Here is a 20,581-nt window from a genome sequence, read left to right on the forward strand (position 1 = left end):
CCCCACGCTGCTGTGGCGGGTCGTGCTTACCGCCGCCCTGGTCTGCGGGATCGGCCTGCTGCCGTGGCTGTCGCGCAACGACCCCGCGCTGACCGTACTCAAGGCCCGCTCCGCCGACCGCGATCCCACTCCCGAGGCGCTGCGGGCCGTACGGGACCAACTCGGCCTCTCCGACGGCCCGTTGCCGCTCCTCGGGCGCTGGCTGGGCGGGCTGCTACAGGGGGATGCGGGCCGCTCCTGGGTCTCCGGCAGCCAGGTGCTGCCCTCCGTCACGCAGGCCCTCGGCATCTCCCTGATGCTGATGGCCGGGGCCCTCGCGGTCGCCGTGTGCACGGCCGTCACGGTGTGCGCCCGCACCCTGTGGCTGGGCTCGAGGCGCCGACTCGGCACCAGGCGTCCGGGCGGTACCGGATCGGCGGTGCTGGCCGCGCTGCCGGAGTTCCTCGTCGCCTCCGTACTCGCCTCGGTCATCAGCGTGCAGCTCGGCTGGCTGCCCGCCCTGGGCTGGTACGGCCCTGAGTGGATGGTGCTGCCCTCGATCGCCCTGGGTCTGCCGGCCGGTGCGGTACTCGGGCGCATGCTGGACGATCTGCTGCCGGGCGCGTTCGCCGAGCCGTGGGCGCTGGCCGCCGCCGCCCGCGGTCTCCCGCCCCGGTCCATGGCCCGCAAGGCGGTGCGGCGCTGCGTACCCGGACTGCTGCCCAACCTGGGACTGTTCGTGGTCGGCCTGACCGGCGGCGCCGTCGCCGTGGAGCAGATCTTCGACATCCCCGGTCTGGGGCAGCTCACCTTGCGCGCCGCCCTCGCCCAGGATCTGCCCGTCCTGCAGACCGGCACCCTCACCCTGGTCCTGCTCGCCGCGGTCGCCGGCGCCCTGGCGCGGCACGCCGCCCGACTGCTGACCGGACCCTCGCTGCGGGACGGCGCCCTGCACTCGCTGCACCGGCCCGCGCCGCCCGCGCGTCACGTCCTGCCTCTGCTGTACGGGGCGATGCTGGCCGCCGTCATCGGCCTCGGCCTGCCACGCGACCCGCTCGCTCTGGACCCCGCCGCCCGGCTCCAAGCCCCCTCCTTCACGCATGTGTCCGGCACAGACGCGCTCGGCCGGGACATCCTGGCCCGCATCGCCCACGGCGCGCTCTCCACCCTCGGCATCGCCCTGGCCGTGAGCGCGGCCGCCCTGGTCACCGGCGTTCTGCTGGGCCTGCTGCCCCGCCTTTCCGGGCCGGTGGTCGACACCGTCAACGCCGTGCCGCCCGTCCTGGCCGGGCTCCTTGTCACCGGTGTCGCGGGCAGTGGGCCGTGGACGCCCGCGCTCGCCGTGGCCGTCGGCGCCTGGACCCCGCTGGCCGCCCACACCTCGGCCCTCCTCCAGCAGGAACGCGCCACCCTCCACCTGACCGCCACCCGCGCACTCGGCGCGACCGACTGGTATCTGCTCACCCGCGAACTGCTCCCGGCCGTCCTGCCGCCCGTCGTCCGCCACGCCCTGCTCCGGCTGCCCGGCATCGCGCTGAACCTGGCCGCCCTGGGCTTCCTCGGTCTGGGCGCCCAGCCACCCTCGCCGGACTGGGGACTGCTGCTCGCCGAGAACCAGCCGTACGTCGAACGCGCCCCCTGGGCCGTCATCGCCCCCGCGGCTGTTCTCGCCCTGCTGGGCGCCCTGGCGGTGACGGCGGCGGGCGGCGCACACCTGCCCCGGCTACGGAGGTTTCGTTGTGAAAAAGGCACCCGCAGCCCGGACGAAGCGGCCCCCGACGAGCCACTCGCACCGCCAGGAACGGGCAGTCCGTCCGAAACGAGTCAGAAGGGGCCAGGGTACGTCGTCACGTCACCTGGCGGTCGGGGCACAGGTGCGGTCTAGGCCGTACGGGACGCGTGGTGACGTGCGCCGGTGACGATGAGTGAGACGTTTTGCCCGCCGAAGCCGAAGGAGTTGCTGAGCACGGCCTCCTGGCGGGCGTCTCGCCGCTCTGCGACGACATCGAGATCGATGTCGGGAGCGACGCCGGCCGCGGTGATGTTGCGGGTCGGCGGGATGACACCGCGCTCCACACTGAGGATGGCGATGAGCGCTTCGATCGCACCAGCCGCACCGAAGAGATGGCCGAGCGCCGCCTTGGGGGCCGTCACGGTGGCGCGGCCGAAGACCTGTCCGATCGCACGCGCCTCGGCGACGTCGCCGACCGGAGTTCCGGTGGCGTGGGCGTTGATGTGGCTGATCTGCTCGGGAGCCAAGCCGGCTTGCGCGAGGGCCTTCCGCATGGCCGAGATCTGGCCCGAGCCGTCGGCAGCAGGCGCCGTGATGTGGTGAGCGTCGGCGGCGATGCCGGCGCCCGCGAGCACCGCGTGGACACGCGCGCCTCGGACGGCGGCGTGCTCGGCGCTTTCGAGCACCACGACAGCGGCGCCTTCACTGAGGACGAATCCGCTGCGGTCCGCGGCGAACGGCCGTGACGCTGAGGCGGGGTCGGCGGTGTGCCGCGACAGTGCCTGCGCCTGCACGAAGCCGGCTACGGTGATCGGGGTGATCGCGGCCTCGGTCCCGCCGGCGATGACCACGTCCGCCTCGCCGGCACGGATGAGGCTGGCTCCCAGAGCGATCGCCTCCGCACCGGAGGAGCATGCCGAGACGGGCGTGTAGACCCCGGCCCGTGCACCGTATTCGATACTGATCAGCGCCGCCGCCGCATTGGGCATGAGCATCGGGACCGTACGCGGCGAGACGCGCCGCGCCCCGCCCACCTCCAGTACGTCGTCTTGCTTCAACAGCGTCTGTACGCCACCGATACCTGTGCCGATCGCCGATGCGAGCCGGTCCGGGTCCACCTCCGGGGCGCCGGCGTCGGCCCAGGCTTCGGCCGCCGCGGTGAAGGCTGCCTGCTGCGAGCGGTCGAGCCGCCTGGCCTGGACCGGCAGCAGCGACTCGGCGGGGTCGATCGCCATCGTCCCCGCGACGGTGTCGGCAAAGCCTGCGTCCTCGTGGCCTCGCAGGACGCCGCCGCGGATTCCGGACTCGCCGGCAAGCAGAGCTTTCCAGGTGGACTCCACGTCTGCACCGAGTGGTGTGATCGCGCCGAGTCCGGTCACCACGACTTCCGTCCGTTGCATGCCCTTGAACCTTTCTTGTACGCCATACAAGTGCGGCAGGTCTTGTTGTATCACATACAATTCGGGGGTGGAGAAGAAGCGAACCGAAGCTCGATCAACGTCGACTCGGTCGCGTGACCGCGGTCGCGCGACCAGGCGCCGGCTCATTGAGGCAACCGCACGGCTCTGCGAGGAACGACCGGGCGCCGAGGTGAGCGTCGCGGAGATCGCGAACGCGGCAGGCGTCTTCCCCAATCAGGTCACCTACTACTTCGGCTCCAAGGACTCGCTGCTCGTGCACGCCGCCTTTCTCGGCCTCCTGCACGACGCCCGGCGGATTGAGCGCATCGGTCGCCAAGCCCCGGATGCGGCGACATTTCGGCGCAACATCGCCCGTGCCGTGCTGGCCATGCCCTCGCTCCCGTCAGTCGCGCGAGCACTCGCCGCCGGGATCTCCAAGCCCGAACTCGCCCCCGTGGTCGACCAGCACCTCCAGTTGCTGTTCCGGCAATCCGAGCGCTTCGTGAGCCAGCTCATCGACAGTCGCGGCTGGAGGGCCCGTCGACCGCTCGACGTTGAGGCCAGGACGTTCTGGAGCACCGCGCTCGGCGCGGTGCTGCTCGTCCGCGCCGGGGCACACGGCACTGTCGCCGACCTCGACCTCGCCGGAGCACTGACCATCCACGACGAACGCGAACCCGGCTAGGGTCTTTCGTTTGGATCAGGCCGGATCAGGGAGCCGCGAGCCCGGCATGATCCAAACGAGAGGCCCTAGCTCGGTCGGACGGGCCGACGCAGACGTGCGCGGTTTTCTGCGCGACGGTGGCCTTGCCGTGGTCGGCATGTTCGCCGTCGCGCTCCACCGTTGCGGCTGGAGCACGGTGCCGAGAACCTGTTTGCCGACACCAACCTTGTGCGTGCTCAGGCAGTTCGGCGAGCACCTTGGCGGCCTGCGGCGAGAGGCCTGACCCGGTACGGCCGATCGGTCACCTGCGCTTCCCTCGGGTGTCCTCCGGGTCCACCGAACACGGTCTCGCACGGCCGGAGGCGATGAACGCACACCTGCGCCAGCCACTCATGCCGGTACTCCGACACCACGTCCTGGCCACGCGCAGAAACCCGGGCGACCTGCACCATCTCCAACCAACGGCTGTGCAGCCAGAGGGTGTCCTTCTGAGAGGGGCGGGGCGGTCGGATTCGAACCGACGTCCTCCGAGATGATGTCGCGGCGCACTACCTCTGTGCTACGACCCCGCCTTGCTGGTGATCATAAGCCGCAGCTGTACTGAAGGGGCAGAGGAAATGAGCGCCGGCGCTCACCGGCCGGCTGTCGCTCCGGTCCGCCGTTCGCGTTCTCGGTGACAACCGGCATCCCCCATGTGACACCTACCGTGCTTCGGCTCACTCGGGGCAGCGCTCCGGGCGGCCCGGCTCGTTCCCTCGACGTTCACGCCGAGGCGGGTTCCCAGTTTCTGAACCTACGGGTGTCGAGAATGGGCCGCCGGCTCCGTCTTCGGTATACCGGTGGCCTCAAAGGGCCGCGCAACGCAGAGGGAGAACCGTCATGAAGCTTCAGCGGATGGACAACGTCGGCATCGTCGTCGAAGACCTGGACGCCGCCGTCGCCTTCTTCACCGAACTGGGCATGGAGGTCGAAGGCAAGGCGCAGATCGAGGGCCTCTTCGCGGATCAGGCCGTCGGACTCGACGGAGTCCGCAGCGATATCGCGATGATGCGGACCCCGGACGGGCACGGCAAGCTGGAGCTCACGCAGTACCACACCCCCGCGGCGATCGGCGAGGGCTCGCACAACCCGCCACCGAACACGCTGGGCCTGCACCGGGTCATGTTCGCCGTCGACGACATCGACGACACCATCGTTCGCCTGCGCCGCCATGGCGCCGAACTGATCGGCGAGGTAGCGCAGTACAAGGACATCTACCGCCTCTGCTACCTCCGCGGCCCCTCAGGCATCATCCTCGCCCTGGCCGAACAGATCAGCTAACGGCCCTTGGCGGCCGACCTGCGAACAAAACGGCGCGGCACCGACATGACGCCGGTGTTCCCGGAGGTGATGCCCGGAGCGGGCGGTTGCAAGGGCGCGGCGCCGGGCAGCCCGGCTCACGCAGGAGTGACCCGCCCATTTCGTGACCTTGGACCTGCTGCGGCCGACGGGCCAAGACGCCACCGGCCCGCATGGCCGTCGAGGAGAGCCGCGACCAAGTGGATCAACACCGCGCAGATTCCCAACCTCGCGACCCCCCGCAGCCGATTCCCCTGCTCCCGCGGCCGCAGAGGTACGGTGGCCACCTCAGCCGACTCGCCACCATCCGCACAACAGTCGACGCCGACCTCCTCCGACGCCACCAGTACAGAGGGGCCCCGCCGCCCCGCACGCCGCAAGGTCGGCTCCGTGCCGTCAGCGGCCTCCGACGTTTCAGCCCGGGTGGCCGGATGGGATCTCAACGGCTGCAAGACGGCTCACTCAACAGCGTCCAACGCCGGGGCAATCACGGCGAAGGCCCGGTCGGTCAGTTCGGCGGGGTCCTCCGCGCCGTCGCTGCCGCTCCACCGTTGCAGCACGGTGTCGAAGGCGGTGAGCGCCATCCCGGCGGCCAGCTGCGGGTACAGCTCGGTGTCGGGGTCGAGCCCGAGGCGCTGCGCCAACTCTGCTGCCAGGTCGTCGCGCCACTGGTCCTGGCGCTCCAGGAAGCGTGCGCGCAGGGCGGGGGTGCGCAGAATCAGCTGAACCACACGCAGTGCCCTGTCGGAGTGGTCGGCGCAGGCGGCCATGGAGACCCAGACCGTATGGCGCAGGGCCACCGAAGGCTGCTCCTCGATGGGGCGAGACGCCAGCGCTACGCGCATGCCGGTGCCCATGTCGGCCAGGAACTGGACGACCACGTCCTCCTTGGAGGCGAAGTACCGGAAAAACGTTCGCTTGGAGACGCCGGCGGTGGCCGCGATCTCGTCGATGGTGACGGCGTCGAACCCCTTCAGCGCCAGTAGCTGCAGCGCCGCTTCGCTCAGTTCGTCGGAGACCAACTGGCGTTTGCGCTGGGCCATGGTGACGTCAGGGCGAGGGCTCACCGGGCGATCCTATCGCTACGTCACCGATGGCACTCGGTGACTGCTTGACACCAAGTGCCATGAACGGCAGCGTATGCCGCATGACGCAGAATCAGCGCTGGACCGCCGATCAGATCCCGGACCAGGCCAAGCGGGTGTTTGTCGTCACCGGAGCCAACAGCGGCCTCGGCCTGGGGACCACCCGGGCACTCGCCCGCAAGGGCGCGCGCGTGATCCTCGCGGTACGCGACGAGGCGAAAGGCCACCGGGCCGCCGCAGAGATCACCGCTGAGCAGCCTGACGCCGCTCTTGAGGTGCGCCGCCTCGACCTGGCCGACCTCGACTCGGTCCGAGCGTTCGCCGATCAGTTGCGCGCCGATCATCCGCGGCTGGACGTACTCGTCAACAACGCCGGCGTGATGGCGCCGCCCCGCTCACTGAGCGCTCAGGGCCACGAGTTGCAGTTCGCCTGCAACCACCTCGGCCACTTCGCGCTCACTGGTCTGCTGCTCGACCTGCTGACCGACGGCAATGACCCCCGGGTGGTCACGGTAAGTTCGACCAACCACCGGCAGGGGCACGTCTACTTCGACGACCTTTCCGGCGAGCGCACGTACTCGCCCATGCGGTTCTACAACCAGTCGAAGTTCGCCAACGCCGTCTTCGGATGGGAACTCCACCGGAGACTGACAGCGGCCGACAGCTCGGTGCGTAGCCTGCTCGCCCACCCCGGCTACACCTCCACCAACCTCCAGACAAGCGCGCCGGTCGGCATGGTGAAGGTGCTGTTCGGCCGCATCCTCGCCCCGCTCGCCCAGCCCCCGGTACAGGGTGCACTGCCCCAGCTGTACGCGGCCACCGCTCCGGAGGTGAAGGGCGGTGAGTTCATCGGGCCGGACGGCTTCGCCGAGCTGCGAGGCGGCCCCACGCGAGTGCAGTCGTCCACCGCGGCAGCCGATCCCGAGACGGGCCGCCGTCTGTGGGAACTGTCGGAACAACTCACCGACGTGCGGTTCCCGTTTCCGGCCACTTTCTGACGAACAGGTCGCGCGACGGGCGGGAGGTCATGGCCGGTGATTCGGGCGTTCGGCCCAGCGGCGGGTTTGCCACGCCTGCCGGATCAGGCTCCGCACGGTGGTGATCGTGTCGGCACTTCGTGATCGCGAGGACTTGCGCCTGTCTTGCTGCCGGGTGCCACCACCAGACGCCATGTGGCGCACCCCCTTACTGAGGGCCCGTCCGATTCCTAAGTTCACCTCATGACCTCATCTGTCGATCCGCAGCACCGCGCTGCCGAGTCACGGCAACCTCTGCTGACCCGCGCACTGTTGATGCGCTTCGTCACGGTGGTGGGAGCCTCGGCCAGCTTCTTCCTGCTGCTCTCCGTCGTCCCGATGTACGCCCAAAGCGTGCCGGGCCGGGGCAGCGACGAGGCCGGCCTGGTCACCGGCGCGCTGATGCTGGCGACGGTCATCGGTGAGCTGATGACCCCGTGGCTGGCGGCACGCTGCGGCTACCGCGGGACCTTGGGCGCGGGGTTGCTGTTTCTGGGTGCCCCCGCGCTTGCCCTGACGGTCTCGCAGAGCATGGTGTGGATCGTCGCGGTGTGTCTCGTTCGTGGCCTCGGCTTCGCGTTCACCGTCGTGGCGGGCGGGGCACTGACGGTGTCACTCATCCCGCCCGAGCGCCGCGGCGAGGGTCTGGCCCTGATCGGCATCATGGCCGGGGTCCCGTCGCTCGTGGGGTTGCCGCTTGGTACCTGGCTGGCCTCGCACACGGGATACGGGCCGGTCTGCGCGGTGGCGGCCCTGCTCGCGCTGGTCTCCATCGCCGCCGTACTGGGCCTGCCCGACCGGGAGGCGGCGCGGGGCGCACACCTGGGTGTGTTGGCGGGGGCCCGTTCCGGGGCGATCGTCCGGCCCACGGTCGTCTTCGCGGTGACGGCGCTCGGCGCGGGCATCATCGTCACCTTCCTGCCGCTGGCCGTGGCGTCGCGGTATTCCGGCGTGGTCGCAGCGGCGCTGTTCGTGCAGCCGGCCGCCGCGACGGTCTCCCGGTGGTTCGCCGGCCGGCACGGCGACAGGCACGGACCCGCCGGGCTGATGCTGCCGGGGCTGCTCGCCTCGGCCGTCGGCATCCTCGTCGTCGCCTTCACGGACGTCCCCGTCGCGGTGATCGTGGGCGTGGCCGTGTTCGGGGTCGGCTTCGGCATCACCCAGAACGCGACCATCACACTGATGTACTCCCGGGTCCAGGCCTCCGGGTACGGGACCGCGAGCGCCTTGTGGAATGTCGCCTACGACGCGGGCATGGGCATCGGCGCGGTGGGCTTCGGTGCGGTAGCAGGCCTCACTGGCTACCCCGGCGCATTCGTCCTGACCGGCGCCCTGATGCTGACCGCCCTCGTTCCAGCCTGGTCGGACCGGGCGGCCGCCGGCAGACACCGAGCAACGGGCGCCGGGGACCGGTCGGCGCCGGTGGGAGAGGAGGAGAAGCAGGGATGAGCCGTCGCAAATCCATTGACCGTCAAATCTCCCGGTTTCTCGGCCCGTGGAGAAGAAAGAAAAGGAGGCGGAAGTGAACGCGGTACTCGGACTGCGCCAAGCGCGCGTCTCGGATCACCATGTGATCGTCGGGTGCGTGCGGCAGTGGTGGAGCGACTCCCGCACACCTGATCAGGCACGCGCACTTTCTCTGCTGCTTCCGAGGCTGTTTCTGCAGTTCTTCTCCAGCACCAGTCTGGTGCTGGAGGACGATGAGGGGATCAGAGCGTTCCTCATCGGCTTCTACGCCGCAGACAACGAGGAGGAAGCCTATATCCACTTCGTGGGGGTCGATCCTACGCTGCGCGGGCAGGGGCTGGCCCGCAGGCTCTACACGACGTTTCTCCGACGCGCTGCCGAGTCGGGCCGCCGCCAGGTGCGTGCAATCACCTCGCCAGGAAATGTCGGTTCCATTGCCTTTCACCGGGCCATGGGGTTCACTGTCGAGCCGGGTGATCGCGAGGTCGATGGTTTGCCTGTGTGTATCGACTACGACGGCCCGGGACAGGACCGAGTCTGCTTCTGCAGAGATATCCTGCCCGAAAACATCCTGCCCGAAGACGAAGTACCGTGCGCGTCATGACCTCTCCGATTCGCCGGTTGCTGGTAGGGCGCACTGTTGCGGCTCTGGCGACCGCGCTGATCCCGACCACGCTCACCCTCGCGGTTGTCCGCACCGGCTCGGCCATGAACCTCGGCCTCGTGTTGTCCTGCGAGCTGCTTCCCATGCTCGTCCTGTTGCCCGTTGCAGGTGTGTTCGCCGATCGCTTCCCGCCACAGCGGGTCGTGCTCACCGCGGACCTGATACGCGCCGCCGCACAACTCGCGATCGGCGCGGAACTGCTCGGCGGGAGAGTGCGGATCCCGGATCTGGCCGTGCTGTCGGCGATCACGGGCGGGGCCGTGGCTTTCGGGACACCGGCCGTCCGCACACTGGTCGCCGCTGTGGTGGCCGGACACGAGCGCCTTCGGACCAACGCGCAACTCGGGGCCGCACAAGGGCTCGCTCAGACAGCGGCTCCCGCAGTCGCCGGCGGCCTGATGCTGGTTGTGGGGGCCGGGTGGTCGTCCCTGCTCACCGGCACGCTGTTCATCGCATCCGCCACCACTCTCGGCGGCCTGCGGCTTGACCGTCCCCTCCAGCGCGCTGAGCGAAGCGCCTTCTTGGGAGAACTGTGCGAGGGATGGGCTGAAACCCGGCGCCATCCCTGGTTCCTGGCCAACGTGCTCGGACATGGCGTGTGGCACCTGACGGCGGGCTTCCTCCTCACGCTGGGTCCGATGATCGCTGTACGTCATCTGGGCGGAGACACCGCCTGGGTCGTCATCGCAGAAGTCGGCGCGGTGGGGATGGTGGTCGGTATCTACGCCGCGTCCCGGCTGCCCATACGCCGCCCCCTGGTCGGCGTCGCCGTGGGCGCTGCTGTCTTCGCGCTCCCGCTGACGGCGTTCGCCCTTCTCCTACCGATCCCGATCGTCACGGCTGCCTACTTCGGCGGGATGTTCGGAGTCGGCCTTCTCAGCCCGCTGTGGGAGACCACCTTGCAACGCCGCATCCCGCAAGAAGCTCTCGGCCGCGTGGGATCGTTCGACACGCTGATCTCCTTCGCCGCCCGACCGCTCGGTCTCGCCGTCGCCGCCCCTGTCTCGGCGGCTGTCGGAACCACGACTCCCCTACTCCTGGGGGCGGCATTGGTGAGTGCCGCAAATCTCGCCACACTCCTGCTCCCCGCCGCGTGGGAGACGCCCGGCACGCCCGCCGTGCAGGGCCTCTCCTCGGGAAGCCACGATGAGGCCCCAAGCAGCGCTGCGTAGTGTTCCGACTCCTTTGTATCCGGCCAGGGAGCCCGCGCAAGAACCCGTTTGGCGGACCAGCGCGACCACTGCTAGGTTTACGGAGGCCGTGCGAGAGAACGAGGAGGTGGTACCCGTGAACGTATCGACATGGGTGCTCCCCTCCGGGGTCACGGTCGGGCGATAGGTCGTCCGGGAGCGCCGTTCAAGCGCACTCCCGAAAGGCACGACCATGCCCCTTCACTTCGCTTCCGAACAGCGCCTCGACCACGGTGTCCTCGAGCGCGAATTCACCCTCGGTGAGGTCCCCGGCATCCTGTGGACGCCCGCATCCGCCTCCGCACCGGCGCCGCTGATTCTGCTCGGCAACTCCCCGCTCGGACTGCGCAAGATGTACCCGCGGCTGGTGGCGCGGGCCCGGCAGGCCGCGGCGGACGGCTTCGCAGCGGCCACCATCGAGCTCCCCGGGAGCGGTGACCGGCCCCGTTGGGCCGGCGCCGAGCAGGCCCGCGCCGACCTGCGCCGGGCCATGGAGGCCGGCGAGCCGGTCGATGACGAGACCATCGACGCCCTCGTCCTCCCACTCGTCGAAAAGTCGGTCCCTGAATGGCAGGCCGCCCTGGACGCCCTCCTGTCGCTGCCCGAGATCGGCGGCCCGGTCGGATACTCGGGCGGAGTGATCTCCATCGGCATCCGGCTCGCGGTGGTCGAGCCGCGCATCTCGGCCGCCGTTCTGTTCGCCGGGAGTCTCGTGCCTGCCACCATGTTCGAGGAGGCCCGTCAGGTCACCATTCCGCTGCACGTCCTGCTGCAGTGGGACGACGAAGGGAACGACCGGCAGGCGGCCCTGGACCTGTTCGACGCCTTCGGCTCCAAGGAGAAGACGCTGCACGCCAACATGGGCGGGCACACCGGCGTCCCACAGTTCGCGGGCGACGCCGCGGCCCAGTTCTTCACCCGGCACCTCAAGTAGGGCGGGCCGGCCGGCGCGACACGGCCCGCCGAACGGACGGGTGGGCCGACTCCGGAAGGTGTTGATCCTTTCCGGGATACGTGCCTCGTCGCCGCACGCGAACAAAGCGTCGATCAGCCGGTTCGCTGCCATCGTCCTGAGGTCGTCTCAGGTTGTCCTGAGGTCTCTCAGGGTGTCGCCTCAGGCGACCGGGCCACTGAGCCCGGCCACGGCGGGGGCCGTCCCCGTCGGTGCCCGGCACCGATGGTCTCCCGGGACCGGAGCCCGAAGGGGCGGTCCCGGGAGTGGGGGTCATCCGGCGGTCAGAGTGGTCCACTTCTGGTTGGAGCCGCCGTTGCAGTCCCACAGCACGAGCTGCGTTCCGTCGGTCGTGGAGGAGCCGGGATCGTCGAGGCAGCGGCCGGAGGCGGGGTTGCGGTAGCCGCCGTTGTAGGGCTGCCAGATCTGGTTGGCGCCGCCGTGGCAGGCCCAGATCTGCACCTTGGTGCCGTTGGCGGTGGCCCCGCCGGCGGCGTCCAGGCACTTGCCCATGGAGCGCAGCGTGCCGTCGGTGTAGAGCGACCAGAGCTGGTTGGCAGCGCCGTTGCAGCTCCAGATCTGGACGGCGGTCCCGTCGGCGGTGCCGGCGCCGTTGACGTCCATGCACTTGCCGGCGATGCCGGACTGCACGGGTGCGGGGGCGGGTGCGGGGTTCCTCAGCCACCCGGCGCTGTCCGCGGACTGGATGCCACGGTGGAAGGCGTCGGCCATCTTCTGGTAGCCCGAGTCGTTGGGGTGCAGTGCGTCGGCCAGGTCGGCCGTGGTCAGGCTGCTCATGTCGACGTAGGCGACGTGCTTGCCCGCGGCCTGTGCGTCGCTCACGATCTGGGGGATGGCCTGGTTGTACGTGCCCCGCCACTGCTCCTCCGAGCTGTTGGTGGACACGACCAGGGAGGCCACGAGGACGGTAGCGTCGGGGACGTCGGCGGTGATCTGGTTGACCAGCGACCTCAGCCCGGCGATGGCGTCGTTGGGCCCAGAGGCCCCTATGAGGTCGTTGGTACCGATGTGCAGCGTCACGACGTTGGGCCGGTAGCGGGTCAGCGAGGCGTCGGCGAGTGCAGCGATCTCGTTGATGTGGTATCCGGGGTGGCCTTCGTTGTCGGGGTCGGACATCGAACCGTTCCGTCCCGTGCCGACGAAGTCCAGCGGATGGCCGTCCGCCGCAAGCTCGTTCCACAGCGGACCCCGGTACCCGTTACCCGTACTGCTTCCCACCCCCCAGGTGATCGAGTCACCCAACGGCATGACCCGCAAGGGCGTGTTGGAGGCAGCGGAGGCAGGGGTCACACCTGCCGCCGTCACCCCGAGCGCGGCAGTGACAAGCGTGACCAGCTTCAGTATCCAAGTCCTTCTCATGCAGGTGTCCTCTCTGCGGCTGAGTGCTGAATCAATGGAGCTGCCGCCATCCGTGTCAGCAACTCGGCCGTCGTGCCGTCCCGTTCGGCGTCGGCGACCGCCTGACGTACTGACAGAACGGCGTGAGTGGGGGGCCTCTTGCACTGTTGAGCGTTGACAACACCGAGCCTGTGCGGCGTCCCGTCTGCCCCGGCCCTCCTGTACCGAGCGGGTCGGCCCGAACCTGCCGCACAAGCGCACTCGTACAGATATCACGCTGATCCCCGCCTGGGACATCCCATGAATGCCAGAAATCGCGGACCGGTTGCACGGGGACGAATTCTGCGTCGTTTCGTCCCACTGCCTTTGCTCCTACGGCTTGTTGGCCGCACCTTCCTCCTCGGTATCGGTCCGTGAACATCCCATGTGTGGTTGCGTGGGCTCGACACGCCGGTCGCGCCCTGTCCAGGGTCGGCTCCCCGTCGGGCTGGATCCGCACACTGCCCCGCCCACCCGCCTGCGCGGTAGCACCACGAACCCTGTGGTGTCGTCAGCGGGCTATCCCACATACCGGTTGCGGCGCCTATGGAACCCTGCCGGTCGACGTTGAGACCCGCAGATCGGTGGACTTGTTAAAAGATCGCGCGACGGGCACGCTCGATGGCGTCCCGTCGAGTGGCGTAACAGCGATCACGATGAAAGTGCAGCTCGCGGGCGGGTTTGAAATCTCCGCCCATCCGGGCGGACCTGACGTCATGTCAGCGGCATCCCATGGGTGGCACGGCGGTGTCAGCGTCGACGCGACCTTCATCGAGTTCGGACACCGCAGACTTCCGACGCCGGCCACGACGGCCGCTCGGCGCTGATAGACAGTCAGGCCATTGTCAGCGCGGAGGTGGGCTGCTTGAGGGGTGATCTGCGGCTTCGCCTTGATCGCTGCTACACCACACGGACGACGGAGAGGGTCTCCACGCAGCGGCGCGGCGCCGCCCCTCGGAGAAGGCGGCCGGGCCAGGCGGGCGCCGAACTCGCTCGCCCTGGTGCCGCTCCGCGGCTGTCGACGCACCCGCAGCCCAGGTGGCCGCGGCCTGGGACTGCGCGGCCGGCGGCTGCTGGCTGATCATTGCGCGGCGGCGGACTCCGCGCGGGGAGGCGTTGGGTTGTCGCTGACCGTGGTCGGCTGATCGCGCCACAGCGAGATGCCCAAGCCGATCAAGGCCACTCCGGTCGGAACGGCCAACGGCCGGTTGAACGACTCCGGAAGTACCGCGAGCGCGACTGTGGCGACGGTGCCTGCGGCGAGGAGCGCCGCGGCCCACCGGGCGAGGACGCGCGCCCGGAACAACGCGATACCGAACAGGCACCCTCCCGCGAGATAACCGACGGAGCTGAGGACGAAGACGGTCTGCATGGCGCCGATGCCATGGGTTGCGGTGCCGCCGAAGGCGACGGCGAGGACGTCTGCGACGTATCCGGGCGCCGTGTGCGCCAGTGCGGGCAGAACAGCGGCGGCGACGACCTCGATGCTCAGCATGAGCAGGTAGCCGGCGGCGAACAACACGTAGCCGAGGAAGCCGAGAATACCGGTCTGCCGAACTTGACGCAGGTACATGCCGGTGATGCCGGCGAGCGCCAGCGCGGCCATGAGCGCCTTTGCCGTGCTGCGCACCGCCCAGTCGGTGGTGGTGACCGACGAGACGTCCATGGCTGGATGGTTGACCTGGACCCCGATGAACAGCACCCCCGCGATCGCGGCACAGATTCCGGCGGCCCGCGAAAGCCTCCTTGCGGTGGGCATTACGGGGGGCTGCTTCGTCCTGACGGGTCCTGACATCGCGCTCATGCCTTGCTCCTTCTGGGGTATGCGACAGAGGTGTACGCCGTACACCTTTAGTACGGCAAAGCTAGGTGTACTATGTACACCTGTCAAGGCTGGACACCGGGCAGGAGGTGAAGGGCCCCCATGCAGGACAACGCCGCAGCCGCCGGCCGGGACCGGCTCAACCGCGCCAAGGTGCTGCGCACCGCCGTTGAGTTGGCGGACGAGGGCGGCTTCGAGGCACTGACCATGCGCAGACTGGCCGCCCGACTCGGCGTCGTGCCCATGGCGCTCTACAAGCATGTGGCGGACAAGCGCGAGCTGCTCGACGGCATGGTCGACCTGGTCTTCGCCGAGGTCGGGGTGCCCGTCGACGCCGACTGGCGTACCACCATGCGCACACGCGCCTCGTCGATGCGGCAGGCTCTGCTCCGTCACCCGTGGGCGGTCGGCCGGATGGAGACGGGTACTCCAGGGCCGGCGAACCTGCACCACCACAACGCTGTGATGCGGTGCCTCCGCCGTGACGCAGGCTTTCCCTTCCGCATGGCCGTTCACGCGTACAACGTGATGGACGCCTACATCTACGGGTTCGCCCTCCAGGAGAAGACCCTCGCAGGCGATATCCCGGCGGAGGCGGCGCGACGACGAGAAGCCGTCGTCGACCGGCAACCGTCGGGGATCGACGACTACCCCTACCTTGCCGAGGTGGTCACGGAACTGGCGAAGACCGGGTTCGACTTCGCCGATGAGTTCGAGTTCGGGCTCGGCCTCATCCTCGACGGCCTCAGTCGCATGCATGAGCACGCCCCGGCGCACACCTCTGACACGCCCGAGACAGGGCCGAACCCGCCGCGGCGGCCGTCAGCTCGGTGACGCCGATCAGCTCGCGGCCACGTTTACGGCGCGACCTTCACTCGTGCGGGTCATCCAGCGGCTTCAGCTGCACTCTTGATCGTATGTGATGCCTAACCTTGCAGTGACTGCGAGTGGTCGGCGGCGAGTACGGGGCACGGCCGACGGGCCTGGGGGGTGCGGTGGAAGTCAGGGATGTGCGTCATGCGTACGGTCGTCGTGAGGTTCTGCGGGGGTTGGAGTTCGATCTGCGGCCTGGCGTGCTGGCGGGGATCGTCGGGGAGAACGGTGCGGGCAAATCGACGCTGTTGAAGATCTTGTCCGGCGAGCTGCGCCCGCAGCGTGGCACGGTCCGTCATGGAGGCGGTTTCGGCTACTGCCCGCAGGACGTGGTGATCAACGACGCTCTGACTGTGCGCCAGCATCTTGAGTTCTTCCGCGTCGCACGGGGGCTGCCGGATCTGCGGCATGCCGAGGCGGTCATGCAGGCGCTGCGGTTGTCGGAGTACGCCGATGAGCGTGCCGGTCGCCTCAGCGGCGGTACCCGTCAGAAGCTGAACCTGACCCTGGCGCTGATGCATGACCCGCAGGTGCTGCTGCTGGACGAGCCCTACCAGGGTTTCGACTGGGACACCTACCAGCGCTTCTGGGACCTGGCGTCACGGTTACGCGATGCGGGCCGCTCAGTCCTTGTCGTCTCGCATCTCGCCTATGACGCCGAACGCCTGGACGAGTTGTGGCGGCTTCAGGGCGGCGTCCTGCATCCCGCAACGGCGGTGCCGGCATGAGGCGACACCTGCGCCTGTTCGTCACAGCAACCCGCTTCGACCTGGTCGAGCATGCCCGCAACCGGCTCGCCATGCTCCTGGTCGCCCTGTTCATACCCATCTGGATCAGCCTGGCTTACGCCGTCATCCCCAGTAGGCCCGTGGCCTTCAAGCTGCGCGCGACTGGCCGGCTCCTGACACCTGCAGGCAACCAGATCACCCAGATCACCGGCGCCATCAACGCCGTCACCCTGATCACCGGGTTCATGATGTTCGCCGTCACGTTCAACGGCGGACGCTTCGACCGCCGACTGGCCATGGCCGGCTACCCCCGCATCCATCTCATCCTGGCCAAGACCACCTCCCTGACCCTGGCTTCCGGCGCCATCGCCACGTATGCCGCCGCGGTGATCTGCGCTGCCTGGAGCCCGCGCCAACCCGTGCAGCTCGCCGCGGCCCTGTTCTGCGGAGCGATGACCTACGGGGCGCTCGGTGTCGTCTTCGGCTCCCTGCTGCGCCGGGAGGTGGAGGGCATGTTCGCCCTGGTCATGACCAGCATCGTCGATGTCGGCCTGCAAAACCCCCTGGCCAGCAGCGGCACGGGAAGCGCGGCCGTGCGATTCCTGCCCACCTACGGCACCATGCAGGCCGCCACCGCCGCAGGCTTCACCCACAAACCCCTGCTCGGCGATCTGGCCGTCCAGATCCTGTGGTTCGCCGGCGCCGCACTCCTGGGCCTGTTCGCCTTTCACCGCCGCACCAAAGACGCCCTCAGCACAAGACCACCCTTCCGTCTGCCGTGGCCCCCCAGGCAGCGACAACCTGCGCGCCCGGGCCAGGCCACGTCGACGCCCCGCTGAGCGACACCCCGCTGCGACGGCTCACGAGGGGCCGTACGACGGACTGGTCGCGCCCTCGTCGCAGAGCGAAGCCCTGGCCCCGAAAGGGGACCGGTCGAGCAGAAAAGGTTCACAGATGCTGGTACGGCGATGGCTGGACGCGGCGGGTATCACTGATCCCGTCCTTCGGCACTGCTACACGGTGTGCGCGCGCGAGGTATCGGCTCTCGGCGGAGGGCGCGGCCGCTGGAGTGCCCTGCGCTCCGCGCCCGCATCGGCACGACCTCACACGGCGGCGCTGATGGCACACGGATGCCGTGCGGATGCCTGTGCGGACACCGGTCCGGCGCAGGACCGTCAGCGTCGGCTCGCCGAATTCGCGGAGACCACCTGGACAGCATTCGCCACCGGCGGCTCCCGCGATCCCGTCCTGCACGCCACGGTGCACACCTACCAAAGCCTCGGAATGCCACTGTCACTGATCGAGGACATGTTCACCGCGATGCAGCGCGACGTCGAGTTCCGCGACTTCGCCACCTACGAGGAACTGCGCCAGTGGGCCACGCAGATGACCGGCGGCCCCATGTACGGGGTCACCTGGGCCATGGCCGGCACCGAACTGACCCAAGCGCAACCGCTGGTGCATGAATTCGCCGAACTCTGCCAGCTGACCGACGTGCTGTGCGACCTGTCGGAGGACCTCGACGACGGCCGCCTCTACCTCCCTCTCGACGACCTCGACCAGTTCGGGGTGCGCCCCGAGGACGTCAAGGCCAAACGGTGGACACCGCCCCTGGCCGATCTCATCGCGTTCGAAGCCACGCGCGTCACTGACCGGCTGCCCGTCCTGGCCGCTGAGCTGGACCACACCCCGGTCAGCCCCTTCACCCACGCACTGGTCGAGCTCTGCACGCTGCACGTGGCCGGCGTGCTGTCCGCAGGTCAGGACGTACTGAACCGGCCGGTCCAGCCACCCATGGGCGACTTCCTCAACGTGTGGCGTCCCGTCATGCGTGCCGTCATCCCCTGCTGACCATCGAAAGGACGTGTCATGCCCGTAGCCCTGACCTCAGCCGACGGTACACACATCCCGCCCGTGGAAGCCGAGCTGCTGCGCTGGGTGGGCAGCGGCGACAGCCTGCTGGAAGGGGCGTGCCTGGACGCCTTGTTCCCCCCGGGCAAGCTCCTTCGCCCCGTGCTGTGCATGGAGTCGGCCAAAGCCGTCGGCGGCACGGTCGACCAGGTGCTGGCTTTCGCGGCCGGTATCGAATGCCTGCATGTCGCCAGCCTTGTCCACGACGACATCGTCGACCAGGACCCGGTACGCCGCGGACGGGCCTCCACCGCCGAGCAGTACGGCCTCGCCGAAGCCCTGATAACAGGCGACGGACTGTCGATGGCCGGAATGGTGGCCATGCTCAGCGGCGGTCCCGCCGAGCGTGTGCTGCAAGCAGCACGGGTGACTGTCGAGGCCCTGCGACACATGTGCCGTGGCATCATGCGCGAAACCGAAGTCCGCGGCGACCTGACCTGCGGAGTGCCGACCGTCCTGGAGATCATGCAAGCCAAGACCGCCGCCCTGACCGGCGTCGCCTGCCAGGCCGGGGCGATCCTGGCCGGAGCAACCCATGAGCAGCACCAGTCCCTGCGCCAGTACGGAGAACAGCTCGGCATGGCCTTCCAGATCCGCGACGACCTGCTCCCCTACACCGCCGAGGATCAGGTCACCGGGAAGACAGCCACCAGCGATGTCGCCAACCTGCAGCCCACCCTGCCCGTCCTGCTCGCCTACGAAGCCGCGGACGAGGCCGACCGCAACCGCCTGACCACCGTGTTCCGCGGCGGCACCGACCCCGTCACCGCACACAGGGACATCCTCGCCGTGCTGACACGCACCGACGCTCTCAACAAGGCGGCCCGGATGGCATCGTCCTGCGCCGAACAGGCACGCGCCGAACTCACCGGCCTGCCGAACTCCACCCGGCTCGCGGAACTGGCCACATCAGCAGCCGACCGCCGGCGCTGACAGAGCGCCTGTGAGCCACGACTCGCCCAAGCCCCCTCGATGTCCACTGCCGCCCCCACACAACATCCGCAGGGGTTCGCAAAGGATCTGAACACAGCAACCCGACAGGCGACTGGGCTCGGGTGAACACTGCACACTCCTCTCCGGCTCGCCGACGATGGCATGGGTCGGCTTCCGCAGGGAAGTACTGCCTGGACCGGTCCCGGAGGTGATCCGACCCGGTGCTCGACCTGGCTTCTCCGAGCTACTGGGCACCTGTCGGTGCCCCGTCTGGCGGCGTACACGCGGATGCTCAGCTGTGGGTTCGCGCGATCGTGGGCAGCACCGCTACAAGGTCCAGACGTGGAGGGCGCTGTCGAGGTCGGACACGGTGTACCAGGTGCCGTCTCCGAGAGCCTTCGGCAGACCTGACACTTCGAAGGGGTAGGTGAGCCGGTCGATCAGCCGCATGTCGGCCGCATCGACGAGCCAGTGCCGGCCTGTGCCGAACTCCTCGTCGCTCTCGACGGTCCCTACGACGAGGGTGCTCTCGTCGAGGAAGCCTCCCTCGTAGTCGAAGAACGCCTGGGCCTCGCCGTCTTCGGCTTCCTCTTCGATCGCGGGATGCTGCGGGACCGCGTCCGCACCCAGCTCGGCTACCGCCGAGCCGTCGGTGACCCGATGAACGGCAAGGATGTCCTGGTCATGGGTCACGGTGAGCAGGCGGGCTCCGCTTGGGCTCACCGCCAACAGGACACGGTCCTCGTCGCCGAAGTTGTCGACGACGAGGGCATGACCGTCCCACCGCCCCCATCTCAGAGGAGCACCATCCTGGCCCTCACCGATGGTCAGACCCATCTGGCCGGGGTCCGGGTGCGGCACATGGACGGAACCTGCCGCTGCCGTCCCCGTCTCGGCACGTGCCAGCAGCGTGCCGTCCGCAGCGTTGATGACCAGCCATTCCTCCCCACGGCCACCGTCCGGGACCTCGTGCGCCAAGGGGCCGCTGATATGGGCCCACACGATTTTCCCGTCTGCGGAGAAGCCGGCCGAGCCACTGCTGGCGAACCGATGATCTCGGTCCTCCGCGTACTCGGTGAAGTCCATGTGCCCGCCCGCACAGCCCGCCCAGCAGTGGTGCCGCAGTTCCCACTGCACATTGCCCGACCGATCAATGGCCCTAAGCGCGTGCGGTCCTGCGAAGACAGCCAGATCGGCGGCAGGCGACACCGCCCACGAGCCGAACCGGCGCGGCCAGGGCGCCGGAAAGCGGACGGTCGAGGCCGTGGTCGGCGGCTTGAGTTCCTGCACGATCAGCTCTGTGTCACCTCGCTGCACCAGTAGCCGCGACGTGGGCCACGACTCCAGATAAGGGCCGCCGTCTGCTCCAGAGAAGGCCCAAGGGGCTGCGAGCGTAGTCACGAGGCGAGCAAGGTATGGCACAGGGACT

General features: G+C 69.1%; 18 protein-coding genes. 13 read left to right on the forward strand and 5 right to left on the reverse strand.

The annotated features are described in order from the left end of the window. Positions 1 to 22 precede the first annotated feature (22 nt). A complete protein-coding gene (locus C3488_RS27085) occupies positions 23 to 1,864 on the forward strand; it encodes an ABC transporter permease subunit (RefSeq protein WP_181139211.1) in 1,842 nt (613 codons plus the stop codon). On the opposite strand, the gene C3488_RS27090 is transcribed toward C3488_RS27085, so the two are convergent. Next, positions 1,861 to 3,111 (reverse strand): beta-ketoacyl synthase, encoded by a 1,251-nt coding sequence (locus tag C3488_RS27090; RefSeq protein ID WP_103843540.1) that lies wholly within the window; start codon positions 3,109 to 3,111, stop codon positions 1,861 to 1,863. The two genes, C3488_RS27085 and C3488_RS27090, sit on opposite strands and share 4 nt — an antisense overlap. A 67-nt stretch (positions 3,112 to 3,178) precedes the next feature. Here C3488_RS27090 and C3488_RS27095 point away from each other — a divergent pair, with 67 nt between their 5' ends. Continuing rightward, the gene (locus C3488_RS27095) at positions 3,179 to 3,796 is read left to right on the forward strand and encodes a TetR/AcrR family transcriptional regulator C-terminal domain-containing protein (protein ID WP_103843541.1); all 618 of its coding nucleotides are present in this window, start codon (positions 3,179 to 3,181) and stop codon (positions 3,794 to 3,796) included. An 858-nt stretch (positions 3,797 to 4,654) separates the two neighbouring features. Further along, positions 4,655 to 5,095 (forward strand): VOC family protein, encoded by a 441-nt coding sequence (locus C3488_RS27105; RefSeq protein ID WP_103843542.1) that lies wholly within the window; start codon positions 4,655 to 4,657, stop codon positions 5,093 to 5,095. A 476-nt stretch (positions 5,096 to 5,571) separates the two neighbouring features. Here C3488_RS27105 and C3488_RS27110 read toward each other — a convergent pair whose 3' ends face one another. Next, positions 5,572 to 6,156: a TetR family transcriptional regulator gene (locus C3488_RS27110; RefSeq protein WP_103843543.1), complete on the reverse strand. Its 585-nt coding sequence runs from the start codon at positions 6,154 to 6,156 to the stop codon at positions 5,572 to 5,574. Between the two features lie 104 nt (positions 6,157 to 6,260). On the opposite strand from C3488_RS27110, the gene C3488_RS27115 reads away from it, so the two are divergent. The 5 genes from C3488_RS27115 to C3488_RS27140 all read left to right on the forward strand — a co-directional run bounded on the left by C3488_RS27115 (position 6,261) and on the right by C3488_RS27140 (position 11,469). Continuing rightward, positions 6,261 to 7,196 carry an oxidoreductase gene (locus tag C3488_RS27115; protein WP_103843544.1) on the forward strand — a complete coding sequence of 312 codons (936 nt, stop codon included), beginning with the start codon at positions 6,261 to 6,263 and terminating at the stop codon, positions 7,194 to 7,196. Positions 7,197 to 7,418: 222 nt separating this feature from the next. Continuing rightward, positions 7,419 to 8,663, forward strand: coding sequence for an MFS transporter (locus C3488_RS27125; protein ID WP_103843545.1), 1,245 nt, complete (start codon positions 7,419 to 7,421; stop codon positions 8,661 to 8,663). A gap of 46 nt (positions 8,664 to 8,709) precedes the next feature. Further along, a complete protein-coding gene (locus C3488_RS27130; protein ID WP_258053667.1) occupies positions 8,710 to 9,285 on the forward strand; it encodes a GNAT family N-acetyltransferase in 576 nt (191 codons plus the stop codon). Continuing rightward, positions 9,282 to 10,517, forward strand: coding sequence for an MFS transporter (locus C3488_RS27135; RefSeq protein ID WP_103843557.1), 1,236 nt, complete (start codon positions 9,282 to 9,284; stop codon positions 10,515 to 10,517). Before C3488_RS27130 ends, C3488_RS27135 begins: the two co-directional genes overlap by 4 nt. Before the next feature lie 211 nt (positions 10,518 to 10,728). Further along, a complete protein-coding gene (locus C3488_RS27140) occupies positions 10,729 to 11,469 on the forward strand; it encodes an alpha/beta hydrolase (protein ID WP_103843546.1) in 741 nt (246 codons plus the stop codon). Between the two features lie 291 nt (positions 11,470 to 11,760). On the opposite strand, the gene C3488_RS27145 is transcribed toward C3488_RS27140, so the two are convergent. Beyond that, the gene (locus C3488_RS27145) at positions 11,761 to 12,867 is read right to left on the reverse strand and encodes a ricin-type beta-trefoil lectin domain protein (RefSeq protein ID WP_103843547.1); all 1,107 of its coding nucleotides are present in this window, start codon (positions 12,865 to 12,867) and stop codon (positions 11,761 to 11,763) included. Positions 12,868 to 13,966: 1,099 nt separating this feature from the next. Next, on the reverse strand, positions 13,967 to 14,587 hold the full coding sequence (locus tag C3488_RS27150; protein ID WP_219822342.1) for a hypothetical protein: 621 nt from the start codon (positions 14,585 to 14,587) through the stop codon (positions 13,967 to 13,969). Between the two features lie 222 nt (positions 14,588 to 14,809). Here C3488_RS27150 and C3488_RS27155 point away from each other — a divergent pair, with 222 nt between their 5' ends. The 5 genes from C3488_RS27155 (at position 14,810) to C3488_RS27175 (ending at position 19,152) form a co-directional block, all read left to right on the forward strand. Then, positions 14,810 to 15,541, forward strand: coding sequence for a TetR/AcrR family transcriptional regulator C-terminal domain-containing protein (locus C3488_RS27155; RefSeq protein ID WP_181139212.1), 732 nt, complete (start codon positions 14,810 to 14,812; stop codon positions 15,539 to 15,541). A gap of 161 nt (positions 15,542 to 15,702) precedes the next feature. Continuing rightward, positions 15,703 to 16,308 carry an ABC transporter ATP-binding protein gene (locus C3488_RS27160; protein ID WP_181139214.1) on the forward strand — a complete coding sequence of 202 codons (606 nt, stop codon included), beginning with the start codon at positions 15,703 to 15,705 and terminating at the stop codon, positions 16,306 to 16,308. Next, positions 16,305 to 17,147 carry a hypothetical protein gene (locus C3488_RS27165; protein ID WP_103843549.1) on the forward strand — a complete coding sequence of 281 codons (843 nt, stop codon included), beginning with the start codon at positions 16,305 to 16,307 and terminating at the stop codon, positions 17,145 to 17,147. The genes C3488_RS27160 and C3488_RS27165 overlap by 4 nt, the downstream gene beginning before the upstream one ends. Positions 17,148 to 17,262: 115 nt before the next feature. Further along, a complete protein-coding gene (locus C3488_RS27170; protein ID WP_103843550.1) occupies positions 17,263 to 18,159 on the forward strand; it encodes a squalene/phytoene synthase family protein in 897 nt (298 codons plus the stop codon). An 18-nt stretch (positions 18,160 to 18,177) separates the two neighbouring features. Further along, entirely contained in the window at positions 18,178 to 19,152 is a 975-nt protein-coding gene (locus C3488_RS27175) for a polyprenyl synthetase family protein (RefSeq protein ID WP_103843551.1), read from the forward strand. Positions 19,153 to 19,479: 327 nt separating this feature from the next. Here C3488_RS27175 and C3488_RS27180 read toward each other — a convergent pair whose 3' ends face one another. Next, positions 19,480 to 20,442 (reverse strand): hypothetical protein, encoded by a 963-nt coding sequence (locus C3488_RS27180; RefSeq protein ID WP_258053668.1) that lies wholly within the window; start codon positions 20,440 to 20,442, stop codon positions 19,480 to 19,482. Between the last annotated feature and the right edge of the window lie 139 nt (positions 20,443 to 20,581).

Source organism: Streptomyces sp. Ru72 (assembly GCF_002920635.1).
Taxonomy (GTDB): Bacteria; Actinomycetota; Actinomycetes; order Streptomycetales; family Streptomycetaceae; genus Streptomyces.

Excerpts from the sequence above, each read along its gene's own strand:
- C3488_RS27140 (WP_103843546.1), top strand. The coding sequence starts at position 10,729 with ATGCCCCTTCACTTCGCTTCCGAACAGCGCCTCGACCACGGTGTCCTC.
- C3488_RS27175 (WP_103843551.1), top strand. The coding sequence starts at position 18,178 with ATGCCCGTAGCCCTGACCTCAGCCGACGGTACACACATCCCGCCCGTG.
- C3488_RS27170 (WP_103843550.1), top strand. The coding sequence starts at position 17,263 with ATGCTGGTACGGCGATGGCTGGACGCGGCGGGTATCACTGATCCCGTC.
- C3488_RS27105 (WP_103843542.1), top strand. The coding sequence starts at position 4,655 with ATGAAGCTTCAGCGGATGGACAACGTCGGCATCGTCGTCGAAGACCTG.
- C3488_RS27145 (WP_103843547.1), bottom strand. The coding sequence starts at position 12,867 with ATGAGAAGGACTTGGATACTGAAGCTGGTCACGCTTGTCACTGCCGCG.
- C3488_RS27125 (WP_103843545.1), top strand. The coding sequence starts at position 7,419 with ATGACCTCATCTGTCGATCCGCAGCACCGCGCTGCCGAGTCACGGCAA.
- C3488_RS27115 (WP_103843544.1), top strand. The coding sequence starts at position 6,261 with ATGACGCAGAATCAGCGCTGGACCGCCGATCAGATCCCGGACCAGGCC.
- C3488_RS27135 (WP_103843557.1), top strand. The coding sequence starts at position 9,282 with ATGACCTCTCCGATTCGCCGGTTGCTGGTAGGGCGCACTGTTGCGGCT.
- C3488_RS27110 (WP_103843543.1), bottom strand. The coding sequence starts at position 6,156 with ATGGCCCAGCGCAAACGCCAGTTGGTCTCCGACGAACTGAGCGAAGCG.
- C3488_RS27165 (WP_103843549.1), top strand. The coding sequence starts at position 16,305 with ATGAGGCGACACCTGCGCCTGTTCGTCACAGCAACCCGCTTCGACCTG.
- C3488_RS27090 (WP_103843540.1), bottom strand. The coding sequence starts at position 3,111 with ATGCAACGGACGGAAGTCGTGGTGACCGGACTCGGCGCGATCACACCA.
- C3488_RS27155 (WP_181139212.1), top strand. The coding sequence starts at position 14,810 with ATGCAGGACAACGCCGCAGCCGCCGGCCGGGACCGGCTCAACCGCGCC.